We start from the raw sequence: 12907 nt of genomic DNA, 5'->3' as shown, positions 1-12907 counted from the left end.
GAAGAAACTTCAAAATATCCAATGGCTTTACATTTTTCATCACATCCGCTTATATTTCCTTCAATATTTGCAGGGGTGATATCGTAAAGAGCACCTTCTGAGAAGTTAACAGATTTTATTTTTTTCCAGAATTCATAATTGGTTTCTGAGATTGAAAATAAAGTGATGTCAATTAGATAGTTGTATAATAATTTTACTTCATTAGTATAGATAGCTGTAGTTGGTTGTTGAGTAATAAATTTTAGATTCAGGTTTGAGGCATCAAAAATATTTACCAAAGGAAAAGTGGTAACAGGGTAGCAGACTTTACTCGGGTTTTCAGTAAATTTTTCAGAATTTAAATTTTCAGGAGATCTCCATTCGTAACTTTCCCGGTATTCCCATCTTATGTAATTGGCATCTGTACTATTTGCTTTTGCATCAAAATAGATTTTTACTGCGTTTTGTTTTTCGGAGGTATTAATAATTACCTCTTCTTCTTTTCCGTAGATCGATTCAATTTCAAAAGGAGGGGGCATTTTTTCCGGAGTTGATTCATATTTCTCTCCTGTCGCAGTTTCTATTTCAATCCAATATGTTTGTCCAATTGTTCCTTTTATTATGTTGTTTAAAGTTTTGTATACACCCGGCTGAATTTCCTGAAAAAGTTCACTATTTCCTAAATCATCTTTAAGCACAATTTCAGCATTTGCCTCTGGTTCTAAAGTGTCAATTTTTATAAGGTCAACAGTTCTAAATAATCTAAGCTCATAAGGGCCTGATTCATTCGTGATTTTACCGTCAACAACTAAAATTGAAATATCGGAATCAATTTCGGGATAAAATTTTTCAGTGCATGAGAAAAGGCATACGGGTAGAAAACTAAAAAAAAGAAGTGAAACTTTAAATTGGGACATATTTGTGTTTTTTAGAGTTTAGGCCAAAATGATGGTTTATTAGATGGATGAACAACATTGCATTCGTAACATTCATTTCTTCGAACAACATAAATAGTGGCCCGTCCTTCAGTATAGCTTGAAAGAATATGAAATTTGGCAGGGTCAGGAGCGCTGTCTTCCATTCTCATTTCGAAAGGTTGACATTCTTTAGGATAATTTGCAAATTCAAGTGTGAAATCATTTTTGGAAAAGAAATTTTGCGTCCTGTTTACAGAAGAAACTTCAAAATATCCAATGGCTTTACATTTTTCATCACATCCGCTTATATTTCCTTCAATATTTGCAGGGGTGATATCGTAAAGAGCACCTTCTGAGAAGTTAACAGATTTTATTTTTTTCCAGAATTCATAATTGGTTTCTGAGACTGAAAATAAAGTGATGTCGATCAGATAATTATACAATAATTTTACTTCATCAGTATATATCGTTGAAGTAGATTGTTGAGAAATGAATTTTGAACTTAGGTTTGAGGCATCGTAAATATTAACCACAGGGAAAGTGGTAACAGGGTAGCAGATTTTACTTGGGTTTTCAGTAAATTTTTCAGAATTTAAATTTTCAGGAGATCTCCATTCGTAACTTTCCCGGTATTCCCATCTTATGTAGTTGGCATCTGTACTATTTGCTTTTGCATCAAAATAGATTTTTACTGCGTTCTGTTTTTCGGAGGCATTAATAATTACCTCTTCTTCTTTTCCATAGATCGATTCTATTTCAAAAGGAGGGGGCATTTTTTCCGGAGTTGATTCATATTTCTCTCCTGTTGCAGTTTCTATTTCAATCCAATATGTTTGCCCAACTTCGCCTTTTATTATGCTGTATACAGTTTGGTAAACACCCGGCCGAATTTCCTGAAAAAGTTCACTGTTTCCTAAATCATTTTTAAGTATAATTTCAGCATTTGCCTCTGGTTTTAAAGTGTCAACACTTATAAGGTCAACAGTTCTGAATAATCTAACCTCATAAGGGCCTGAGTCATTAGTAATTTTACCGTCAACAACTAGAATTGAAACATCAGCGTCAATTTCAGGATAGAATTTTTCAGTACAAGATGTGTTTAGCAGTATTAGTGCCAAAGCCCAACAAAACGGGGATTTTATAGGGGACATGAGGTTAGAGGTTTAGATGATGGCTTTAAAAGTAGTATTTTAAGTTTATAAATAAGACATTATTGATGAGTAAATTACAATAGATTCCCAGTATTGATAATTATACAATATAAAAAAGTTTAAAATGTAAAGAATAACTGCTATACTTAATTGATATAAATAATATGATTGGTTGCGAAATAGTTAGACTAATTGAAGTAGTTGGTGGATTTTGTGAAATCTGGATCTAAAATCAAAATTCTCATTTTACTGCAAAACTCACCTTTCCATACCTTCTTCCATTAATCTGAATCTCAATTTCATGTTGTCCAAAATAGTATTTTCTTGTAGTAATTGGTCTAAAAGAGATTTTTTTCTTGAAACAAATATTTCCATTGGCAGGGATTGATTTTTTTGAAAGCTTAAAAACTTTTGGAGCTGTCCTGCCATTTGCTTTCATGTAATGAACTATAAAATCAATCATTAAATTTTGCTTGTCAGCAGATGAGGATTGTATCTCGAAAGAGAATTCAATTTCATTGCCTAATTGACATGTTGGAGTGTTGACATTTAGATTATTTACTGTAATTTGTACGTTCTGCGGAAATCCTAAAAGCTCCAGTGCTTTTGGATGGCCTTGCTTAAGCAAAGTTCGGGAGGCGTGACCAATAATCCATTGCGTGCCTTTGTTGTTGGTTTTATTCCAGCGAGTTAATGTTTTAATAACTAAATCAGGATGATCTTTTGCAATGTCATTCAAATTATTGGCAACTGATCTACGCACATAGAGTTCATCATCTTCTTTTAATTTTTCTAATAATTTCAGTACTGGTGATGGATCTTTCTGGAATTCTTTGAGAGGTGATGCCCAAGGCAATTTAGGCCGGCTTCCTTCCGAAACTAATCTGCGGACATGTGCGTTTTCATCTGTTGTCCAGAGATGAAGGTATTCTAAGGTTTCTTCGGGATATTTTCTAATGAATGGGCGTATGGCAAATTCTGAAGTGAATATTTTTGTTATTTCCTTTAAGGCTTTCATCGAAAGATGAAAATCTTCCTTTTGCAATCCAAATTGAGACACATAACTAGCAATAGGCATATAGTAGAAGCCTTCAATTTCTTTTTTGTCAGTTGTATTGTTTTCTTCTGTAATTGAGTTTATTAAAATTGCCAGAGCTTTTGGGTACGATGCTGGAAGATGATTGAATAATTCGGTACAAATTAGTTGAGAACGCTCAGATAAGCTAAGAGGTTTAAGCTTAGATATGATTGCATTGACGAATGAAGAGGTGTTGAATTCCCCCCAGGATTTGACAATATTGGAAGCCATATTGCCGACTAATTGATTGTTATATACATCTTTAAATAGAAATCCTTTTTTCATAAAGTATTGGCTGATTATGAGTTATTTTGAGCAGAATAAATTAATCATTATTGCGAACTAAGCAAAATAAAAGAAAGGCTGGACGATAGCATCCAACCTTTTCTGGTTTTAGTGTGTTTTATGATTGCTAGATCGTTTTTACAATAATAACAGAGTAGTCTATATTTAAAACTTTAACAAATGAATCTTTGGCAATTATTTCTCCGAATTGTGATTTGGCTTTCCATGTCGATCCGGAAAGAACTACTCTCCCTGTTTTTTTCCGGTCGTTAATTTCTTCCATAACAATAGCTTCTTTCCCAATCAAATTTTTGTGATCGTTATTGGGTTGGTATCTTTTACTTATGGAGTGTTTTGTAATGTATGGTTTAAGAAGGAGCAAACAGATTACTGAGCATGTAATAAGTACAAGCAATTGTTCCGGGATAAGAAATCCCAAATAGGCAACGATTCCGGTCATTAAGGAGGCTATTCCATAACATGCAGAAACAAAGTTTGATATGAAGATCTCAATTACAAAAAGACCTACTGCAAGTAATAACCAAATATGCCAAAGTTCTAATTCCATTTCATAATTTTTTAAGATGAAAGTAAATTTACATTGAGAATATGTTAATAACAAGTGTCAAATGTGCCAAGTTTGTCAATTTCATACCTGAATTGTTTTGTTAAATCGAGAAGATGCTTTATTAACAGGAGGCTTGAGGTTTTTTCAGAAGAGGAATACAGGTAGTTGGTTTTGTCATTATTGAAAATGGTTCTAAATAATTTTAATAAAATGAACTTTTTAATTAGGTTTGCGCTCTTATTAAAGAGTTGAAGGTCTTAAAATACATTGTAAAACACATAAGTATGAATCCATACCTGACATCAGAACACAAAATAATTCGAGAAAAAGTAAAGGCATTTGCCCAAAAAGAGGTAAAACCTGTGGCTTTCGAATTGGATGAAAAAGAAAAATTTAGTCCCCAACTTACTAAAAGAATGGGTGAGTTGGGCTTATTCGGTATATATTTGCCTAAAGAGTATGGGGGACAAGGGAAAGATTATCTTTCATTATTGATAGCTGTTGAAGAACTTGCCACGGTGGATGCTTCTCAGGCATCTACTCTGGCGGCTCATAATTCTTTGGGAATTGGTCCCATTTATTATTTTGGAACCGAGGAGCAAAAACAGAAATATCTTCCAAAATTGACAAATGGTGAAAATGTTTGGGCTTTTGGACTGACAGAAAACAATGCGGGTTCTGACTCTCGGGGAACAGAATCAATAGGAATTTTGAAAGATGAGAATTGGGTGATAAATGGAAGCAAGAGATTCATTTCAAACGCATCTTCCGATTTGTCCTTAGGAGTAACTTTGCAGGTTGTAACAGCTAATGATAATGGAAAAAAAGAATTATCTGCTATATTAGTAGAGCGAAGTGCAAAAGGGTTTCATGCTGAGCCTGTAAAAGGGAAAATGATGTGGCGGGCTTCTGATACAGCTCAGTTGACTTTCAGGAATTGCAAACTTCCGAAAGAAAATTTGTTGGGAAATTTAGGCGATGGAGCCAAAATAATGTTGCAAACACTGGATTCCGGTCGGCTAACGATTGCCGCAATGGGACTTGGATTGGCTCAGGGAGCTTATGAGCTGGCTTTGTCTTACTCGAAAAAAAGGGAGCAGTTTGGCAAACCGATTTCGAAATTTCAAGCCATTGGATTTAAATTAGCCGATATGGCTACGAAAATTGAAGCGGCCCGACATCTATTGTATCATGCCTGCTGGTTGAAGGATAATGGTCATTCGTTTGGGAAAGAAGCTGCCATGGCGAAATTGTTTTGCTCTGAAGTGGCACAGGAAGTTGCAAATGAAGCCGTTCAGATTCACGGTGCGCACGGATTAATTAAGAATTCGGAAGTGGAGCGTTTTTACCGTGATCAGCGAATACTGCAAATAGGCGAAGGAACATCAGAAATTCTTAGATTGGTGATTTCAAGACATATTGGTTGTTAATTTGTAATTATGACAGACAGAAAAAAAGATCACATTGAATTGGCTTTTCGTTCTCAAATGAAGGACGCTTTGATTGATGAACGTTTTTATTATGAGCCTATGCTTAGTTCTCATCCTAAGGCTGATGATACAACGTTTACTTTCTTGGGGAAAGATATGCAAACTCCGATATGGGTTTCCAGCATGACCGGCGGAACAGAATTGGCAGGAAAGATCAATCGAAATTTGGCTCGTGCTTGTGCTGAATTTGGTATGGGAATGGGGCTGGGTTCTTGTCGTTCTCTTTTAGATAGTGATGAGTATTTTTCTGATTTTGATGTGCGTTCAATTATTGGTGATGATTTGCCTTTGTACGCAAATCTAGGAATCTGTCAGCTCGAAGAATTAATTCAGAAGAAAAAAATCAGTAAGATTATAAGATTGGTTGGTCGTTTGCGTGCTGATGGATTGATTATTCACATCAACCCTATGCAGGAATGGTTGCAGCCAGAGGGCGATCGAATCAATCAATCGCCGATAGAAAGTCTGGAATATTTACTTGATGAGGTTGATTTTCCAATTATTGTTAAAGAAGTTGGCCAGGGAATGGGACCTGAAAGTTTAAGGGCTTTATTGCATCTCCCGCTTCAGGCAATTGAATTTGCTGCATTCGGAGGAACCAATTTTGCGAAAATAGAGTTGTTGCGTAATTCTGATTCTCAAATTCAATTGTTCGGGCCTTTAGCTCAAATTGGACATTCGGCTAATCAGATGACAGATTGGGTGAATGAGATTGTTGCCGGTGATGATCAGGTAAAGTGTAAGGAAATCATCATTTCAGGAGGAATACACAACTTTCTGGATGGCTATTATTTAATGGAGAAATCTACACTTCCTGCAATTTATGGTCAGGCATCTTCACTTTTGAAGCATGCAAAAGAATCATACGAAGAGTTAAGAGCATATTTAGAATCACAAAGGAAAGGATTACAACTGTCAAAGAGTTTCTTACGTGTTCGAAAATAATAGTTTTACCTAAAAAACCTTCTGTTTTTTGGGACAACTACTTAAAAAATGTAATTTAGGACTTCAAAGTATTTTATTATTTTGTTGGTTGATTCAAAATCAGCGAAAGAATTAAGATGAAAAGATATGAAGCGGAAAGCAATCATTTCAGGATTCTCCAAACTATCTCGTGAAGAGAAGATGGAAAAAATGGGTGAGTTAACTGGCAGTGCCGAGCGAATTAAATCTCAGCTGGATAGTTTTCGCCTGCAAAATAAAGAGCAGCAAGATTTGTTGGATGAGATTAGTGAGAACACTCTTTCTAATTTTTATCTTCCTTTTGGCGTTGCGCCAAATTTCCTGATAAATAATCAGTTGTATCACATTCCAATGGTTATCGAAGAGAGTTCTGTGATCGCGGCGGCTTCAAGATCAGCTAAATTTTGGGCAAGTCATGGCGGATTTACTGCTCGTGTCGTTTCTGTTGTCAAATCGGGACAGGTTCATTTTATTTGGAAGGGTGATTCGAACAAACTGAATGACTTATTGCCTGAATTAAAATTTGATTTGTATCGGGCAACCAATGAATTAACCGGAAACATGCGCCAAAGAGGTGGTGGAATTCAAAGTATTCAGCTGGTGAATCTTTCTGGTGAAATGGAAAATTATTATCAACTGCATGTGACTTTTGATACTGCAGATTCGATGGGAGCTAATTTTATTAATTCCTGCTTGGAGAAAATGGCTCATCAAATGAAACGATTCTTTAAACATTACGAAGGACTTTCGGATGTGGAGCGGGAATGTGAAGTAATCATGTCAATTCTTTCCAATTATACACCGGATTGTCTTGTTGAGTGTTCTGTGGAATGCAGTCTTGATGAGTTGGATGAAATTCATCCGGGGCTTAGTGGAAAAGAATTTGCGCATAAATTTCAGAAAGCTTCTAGAATAGCAGAATTGGATGTATATCGCGCAACGACGCATAATAAAGGAATTTTTAATGGAATTGATGCTGTTGCTTTAGCTACAGGTAACGATTTTCGGGCTATCGAGGCAAACGGACATGTTTACGCATCTAAAACAGGGAAGTATAAAAGTCTGACTCAGGCCAGCGTTTCTCATAACCGATTCCGGTATCAGTTAACCATGCCTTTGTCGTTAGGAACTGTTGGCGGTTTAACAAGCTTGCATCCTTTGGCGAAGTTTGGCTTGGAATTGCTTGGGAAACCATCGGCAAAGGAGTTAATGATGATTACGGCTGCCGCCGGATTGGCTAATAATTTTGGTGCTTTGCGATCTTTAGTAACAACGGGAATTCAGCAAGGACATATGAAAATGCATTTGTCGAATCTGTTGAATGCTTTAAAAGCAGATTACGAAGAAAAGAAACAGGCCTTGGAATATTTTGCTCACAAGACTGTTTCTTACAGTGAAGTGGAAGCATTTATTAAATCACTGAGAACTAAGCTACAATAGAATTTGAAGCCTATATATAAATATTATTCGAACGCTAAATTATTGCTTACAGGCGAATATCTTGTATTGCACGGAGCTTTGGCTCTTGCAATTCCCTTAAAATATGGGCAAGTTTTGGAAGTTTTTGAATCTGAGGAATCGGATTTGGAATGGCTGGCCTACGAAAAAGGGAAACTATGGCTCAAATTTTCAATTTCAAATCAGGACATTACAAATCAAACCGTTGAAGGAGAAACAGAAAAAGATTTTGTGTGCTTTCTTTTGAATAGAGCCAAAAGTTTAAATCCTTCTTTTTTGAATAGCTGCAATTTTAAAATACGAACAGAATTCGATTTTGATCGAAACTGGGGTTTGGGCAGCAGTTCAACTTTAATAAATAATGTTGCTCAATGGGCCGATGTGAATCCATACAATTTGCATTCCTTGGTTTCAAACGGATCTGGTTTTGATATTGCATGTGCAAATTACTGCAAACCAATCTTGTTTCGTAGAGATGGTGCTCATCCTTTAATATATCCTGTGGATTTTCCGGAAAAATTTGTGACTCAACTGCACTTTGTTTACTTGGGTAGAAAGCAAAAGAGTGCTGATTCTGTTAATAGTTTTCTTAATGAACGTAAGTGTACTGAGGAAGAATTGGATAGAATTACTCAATTAAGTAAGGATATTCTTTCTTCTAAAGATTCAAAGGAATTTGATCATGTGATTAAAATGCACGAGCTTTTGGTGTCTGAATTATTAGGGCAGGAATGTGTGAAAGAAAAGTTATTTTCTGATTTCAAGGGATCTGTTAAATCACTTGGAGCTTGGGGAGGAGACTTTGTAATGGTAAGAAGTGATTTGACTAAGAAAGAAATACAATCCTATTTTTACAGAGCGGGATTTACAAGTATTTTTTCCTGGAACGAAATGATACTGGGAACAAATTAATTTACGGCTAAGCGATGATAGATTATAAAAATTCAGGATCGATTGGCTGGGAAAGCCCTTCAAATATTGCATTAATTAAATATTGGGGAAAGAAAGGAAATCAATTGCCTTGCAATCCTTCCATAAGTATGAGTTTAAAAAACTCGCTTACCCGAACTGTACTTTCTTATGAGCCAAAAGGTAATGGGGATCAATTGAGTTTTTTGTTTGAAGGTAAAAGACAAGTTTCATTTGAGCAGCGAATAACAAAATTCCTCGGAAACTTATCAGATCATTTTAAATTTCTTACCGATTATCAATTATCCGTTTCCTCAGAAAATACATTTCCACATTCAACAGGAATTGCAAGCTCTGCTTCGGCTATGAGTTCTCTTGCTCTTTGTTTGTGCAGTATGGAAGAGGAAATTTCAGGAGTGAAAATGGCTGAGGATGAGTTTTACCGAAAAGCTGGTTTTATTGCCCGATTAGGGTCCGGAAGTGCTTCTCGATCTGTTTATGGCGGTTTTGTTGCTTGGGGAGAAAGCAATTCTTTTTCCAAATCTTCCGATGAATATGCTGTTCCTTTTTCGAAATACACACATCCGGTTTTTCTGGATTTTCAGGATGCTATTCTTTTGGTGAGTTCCAAAAAGAAAGAAGTTTCCAGTTCTGCCGGGCATCAGTTAATGGAAAATCATCCTTATGCATCTGCCCGTTTTGCTCAGGCAAATAAACATTTTGAAAGAATGTTAGGTGTACTGAGATCCGGTGATTTGGAAGAGTTTATTGAAATCATGGAAAATGAGGCATTGAGCTTACACGGATTAATGATGAATTCGACTCCTTCGTTTACTTTGTTGAAACCAAATACTCTGGAATTAATTGAGAGAATAAGATCCTATCGTTTAAGTAGCAATGTTCCTGTTGGATTTACTTTGGATGCAGGACCAAATATACATCTGCTGTATCCTAAATCAGAAAAGGAAAGAGTAGTTCCTTTTATCGATTCTGAACTATCTCAGTTTCTTGAAAACGGAAAGTATATTGTTGATGAAAAAGGGGAAGGACCACAAAAAATAAAAATGTAGAGAGCTGTGAGAATACATCCTGACTTATTTTATGCGAAAATATTACTCTTTGGTGAGTACAGTGTTTTACTGAACTCGATGGGGTTGAGTATTCCTTATACCCATTTTAATGGAGAGCTAAATTTTATTGGTGATGATAAATATACCGATCGGAATTTTGCCAAACGATCCAATAGGGAATTGTTCAAATTTTTAAATTATCTGATTGATAATTCGGATAAATATAATTCTTTGCTTGATTTGAGAACCTTTGAAAATGATATTAATAAAGGTTTGTATTTCGAGTCAAGTATTCCGGAGAGCTACGGCTTGGGAAGTTCAGGAGCACTGTGTGCCTCTGTTTATAAGAAATATGGAATCAATCCAATTGGGAACAGTAAGAAGTTAAAAAATGGTGAAATTATTCAATTGAAGAATATTTTGGCTCAGTTGGAATCTGGTTTTCATGGTAAAAGTTCTGGTTTAGATCCTTTGAATTCTTATCTGAAAGTCCCTTTGTTAATTTACAATCAGAATGAAATTGAACAGGTAAGTTTGCCAGGGAAAAAATTTGGTGAAGACAGTGCTATCTTTTTAATTAATTCTCAGAAATCGGGAAATACAGAACCATTGGTTCGTTCATTTTTGAAGAATTGTGAGAACAAAGAGTTTTCGACCTTAATGGAGCAGGAGTTAATTCCAATGAATAACCAGTGTATTCAAGAATTGGTGAATGGAAATGCTGATTCCTTTTTTGCAGAGTTAAGCCAATTATCAAAGTTTCAGTTGACTAATTTTAAGTCGATGATTCCAGAGAATTTCCTTGATTTATGGACTGAAGGATTAAGCTCACAGCAATTTTGGCTGAAACTATGTGGATCCGGCGGTGGAGGCTATTTATTGGGTTTTACCAGAAATTATTCTACAACAAAAGGTCTTTTACTTGAAAAGGGATACGATATTGTGACTGTGTATGAGAATGAAAAATAGATTTCTGTTAAAGTTTGAAATGCATTTTAAAACGCTAATTCAACTTAAAAACTAGCTCTCACAAATATGTAAAGGAATGCTATATGTTACTTGGGTTCCAGATTGATTTGGGTCGTTATTCTTTAAATCAGCAATTTCAAAATTCATTTTTTTAGCAGATTTGAAATTATAAATTTTAACACGGTCAAGAGCTATAGATGTAGCTATGGATTTATGATTTGTATTTATGCGTGATTTTTTGGCCTCGTTTATACCAATTCCATTGTCTTTAATTTGAAATTGTACCGAATCCATATTTTTGCCAAGAGAAACCTTAACCTGTATTTTTGCATGGGGATTATTTCTCAACATACCATGTATTAAGGCGTTTTCTACAAATGGTTGAGCAAGCATAGGAGGAACTAAAACCTGATCCAGATCGATATTTTTATCAATTTCAAAACTGTAATTTATTTCATTTTCGAATCGTAATTTCTGAAGACCAATATAGTCCTTTAATGTATTGAGCTCAGTTCGAAGGGGAACAAACTCCTCTCTGGAGTTTTCCAGTATCCCTCTTACCAAACTAGCTAATCTAGAAAGATAATTGTTAGCTTCTTCATTCTTTTTATCGAGTATAAAACTCTGAATGGCTGTTAATGAGTTGAATAAGAAATGCGGATTCATTTGTGTTAAAAGAACCTTTTGGCGTAAATTTAATATTTTATGGTCGGCTCTTAATCGGTTAATTCGCAGGGAGACCACAATGGCAACAGCACCCAATATCATCACGATCATTAGAATAATGATCCATGCATTTTTCTTACCTAATTCAAGGTTTTGAATTTGACTTTTCTGAGTCAAAAGTTCAAGTTCTTTTTCTTTCTGTTCCGATTCATATTTCGCGGTCAGTTCTTTTACTGCTTTGTTTTGAAAAACTGCAATTAGAGAATCATTAATGAAATGGTATTTTTTTAAATAATTGATTGCTTCTTTTGGATGATTTCTTTTTTCTAAAAATTGGGAATAGAAGAAATAGCTCTCTTTTAAATCGTCAAACAATTGATTTTCTATGCAAGCTTGAATGGATTTTTTAAAATATGCTTCTGCTTTTATATTTTTATTAATCTTCTCGTAGGCTAATGCTTTTAAAATGAATACTTTGCTCATTCCCCAATGGTCGTTAAGTTGGATTCGCAGTTTTTCACATTGATCTAAATATCCTAATGCTTTAACGGGCTGATTTGTTGCAAAATAAGATTCGCCAATGTTCAAAAGAATGGTTGACTTGAGTTGAGTATTGCCTGTTTCTTCATTTAGGTCTAAGGCTCGAAGGCGATATGAGAGCGCTTGATCAGGATTTTTGAGTTCGCTGTAAAGGGAACCCATATTAATAAAGATATTTATTAGTTTTTTTCTGTTTCCTAATTTCTCATAAATTTGTTGGGCATACTTATAGAAATCCAAAGCTCTGTCAAAATCTCCGAGCGTTTGGTGCAGTCCTCCTATATTAAGGTAAACACTTGCAGTGCCATCTTTGTAATCAACAGCCTTGTAGATGTTTAAAGCTTCGTAATATTGTTTTAGAGCTTCGTTGTATTTTCTTGTTCTTCGATAAATAATTCCAATGTTTCCAGTTATTTTACCAATATTCAGACTGTCACCTATTATTTTATATTGTGCTGCAGCCTCTCTGTAATAATATTCTGATGAATCAAAAATACCTTGGAGCAAATAGGTTTCTCCTAAAGATTTATAGGTGCTTGCTAAAATGTTGGAATTGTTTGTTTCAAGAGCTAATTCAAGGGCTTGTTTTCCTATTTTAACACTCTGGTTATATGATGAGTCTCTTAATTTTTCAGCCTTATTTAAAATGCTGATTACTTGTATTTCACTTTGCGATTGAACTTTGCGAGTCTCGTCAGTAGTGAAAAAATTACTTGAGAATAAATTGCTGGGTAGTATGCAATATATGAGGGATAATAAAATAAGACGTTTCATCTCGCAAAAGTAATAGCGATAAAGGGAAAATAACAATAATTATATTGTTATTTCTATATTATAAAACATTTGCAGGTGTTAAAAAAATAT

11 protein-coding genes are annotated in these 12907 nt (G+C 35.0%); 6 read left to right on the top strand and 5 right to left on the bottom strand.

The annotated features are described in order from the left end of the window. The 4 genes from GQR60_RS18815 to GQR60_RS18800 all read right to left on the bottom strand — a co-directional run. The coding region (locus GQR60_RS18815) for a DUF4249 domain-containing protein (protein WP_148096545.1) at nt 1–896 on the bottom strand (896 nt) is incomplete at its 3' end. 11 nt (nt 897–907) lie between these two features. Further along, nucleotides 908–2047 (bottom strand): DUF4249 domain-containing protein, encoded by a 1140-nt coding sequence (locus tag GQR60_RS18810; RefSeq protein WP_124994419.1) that lies wholly within the window; start codon nt 2045–2047, stop codon nt 908–910. Between the two features lie 241 nt (nt 2048–2288). Further along, nucleotides 2289–3410 carry a DNA alkylation repair protein gene (locus tag GQR60_RS18805; protein WP_124994418.1) on the bottom strand — a complete coding sequence of 374 codons (1122 nt, stop codon included), beginning with the start codon at nt 3408–3410 and terminating at the stop codon, nt 2289–2291. A 127-nt stretch (nt 3411–3537) separates the two neighbouring features. Continuing rightward, nucleotides 3538–3978, bottom strand: coding sequence for an NfeD family protein (locus tag GQR60_RS18800; RefSeq protein WP_124994417.1), 441 nt, complete (start codon nt 3976–3978; stop codon nt 3538–3540). Between the two features lie 284 nt (nt 3979–4262). Here GQR60_RS18800 and GQR60_RS18795 point away from each other — a divergent pair, with 284 nt between their 5' ends. The 6 genes from GQR60_RS18795 (at nt 4263) to GQR60_RS18770 (ending at nt 10837) form a co-directional block, all read left to right on the top strand. Then, nucleotides 4263–5408 (top strand): acyl-CoA dehydrogenase family protein, encoded by a 1146-nt coding sequence (locus tag GQR60_RS18795; RefSeq protein WP_124994416.1) that lies wholly within the window; start codon nt 4263–4265, stop codon nt 5406–5408. 9 nt (nt 5409–5417) lie between these two features. Next, nucleotides 5418–6413 carry a beta/alpha barrel domain-containing protein gene (locus GQR60_RS18790; RefSeq protein WP_124994415.1) on the top strand — a complete coding sequence of 332 codons (996 nt, stop codon included), beginning with the start codon at nt 5418–5420 and terminating at the stop codon, nt 6411–6413. A gap of 126 nt (nt 6414–6539) precedes the next feature. Beyond that, nucleotides 6540–7871, top strand: a complete 1332-nt coding sequence (locus GQR60_RS18785; protein ID WP_124994414.1) for a hydroxymethylglutaryl-CoA reductase, degradative — start codon at nt 6540–6542, stop codon at nt 7869–7871. A gap of 3 nt (nt 7872–7874) precedes the next feature. Next, nucleotides 7875–8801, top strand: a complete 927-nt coding sequence (locus tag GQR60_RS18780) for a GYDIA family GHMP kinase (protein ID WP_124994413.1) — start codon at nt 7875–7877, stop codon at nt 8799–8801. Nucleotides 8802–8815: 14 nt separating this feature from the next. Continuing rightward, complete coding sequence (mvaD, locus tag GQR60_RS18775) at nt 8816–9868, top strand: diphosphomevalonate decarboxylase (RefSeq protein WP_124994412.1); 1053 nt, start codon at nt 8816–8818, stop codon at nt 9866–9868. A 6-nt stretch (nt 9869–9874) separates the two neighbouring features. Beyond that, on the top strand, nt 9875–10837 hold the full coding sequence (locus GQR60_RS18770; RefSeq protein WP_124994411.1) for a GHMP family kinase ATP-binding protein: 963 nt from the start codon (nt 9875–9877) through the stop codon (nt 10835–10837). 51 nt (nt 10838–10888) lie between these two features. On the opposite strand, the gene GQR60_RS18765 is transcribed toward GQR60_RS18770, so the two are convergent. Beyond that, a complete protein-coding gene (locus GQR60_RS18765) occupies nt 10889–12817 on the bottom strand; it encodes a tetratricopeptide repeat-containing sensor histidine kinase (RefSeq protein ID WP_124994410.1) in 1929 nt (642 codons plus the stop codon). Nucleotides 12818–12907: the final 90 nt, after the last annotated feature.

Source organism: Labilibaculum euxinicum, from assembly GCF_009795715.1.
Lineage (GTDB): Bacteria > Bacteroidota > Bacteroidia > Bacteroidales > Marinifilaceae > Labilibaculum > Labilibaculum euxinus.
Note: the sequence above shows the minus strand (reverse complement) of the source record. Positions and strands in the feature narration are given on the sequence as shown.

Coding starts and splice junctions, on each gene's coding strand:
- GQR60_RS18790 (WP_124994415.1), top strand. CDS start 5,418: ATGACAGACAGAAAAAAAGATCACATTGAATTGGCTTTTCGTTCTCAA.
- GQR60_RS18795 (WP_124994416.1), top strand. CDS start 4,263: ATGAATCCATACCTGACATCAGAACACAAAATAATTCGAGAAAAAGTA.
- GQR60_RS18805 (WP_124994418.1), bottom strand. CDS start 3,410: ATGAAAAAAGGATTTCTATTTAAAGATGTATATAACAATCAATTAGTC.
- mvaD (WP_124994412.1), top strand. CDS start 8,816: ATGATAGATTATAAAAATTCAGGATCGATTGGCTGGGAAAGCCCTTCA.
- GQR60_RS18765 (WP_124994410.1), bottom strand. CDS start 12,817: ATGAAACGTCTTATTTTATTATCCCTCATATATTGCATACTACCCAGC.
- GQR60_RS18810 (WP_124994419.1), bottom strand. CDS start 2,047: ATGTCCCCTATAAAATCCCCGTTTTGTTGGGCTTTGGCACTAATACTG.
- GQR60_RS18785 (WP_124994414.1), top strand. CDS start 6,540: ATGAAGCGGAAAGCAATCATTTCAGGATTCTCCAAACTATCTCGTGAA.
- GQR60_RS18800 (WP_124994417.1), bottom strand. CDS start 3,978: ATGGAATTAGAACTTTGGCATATTTGGTTATTACTTGCAGTAGGTCTT.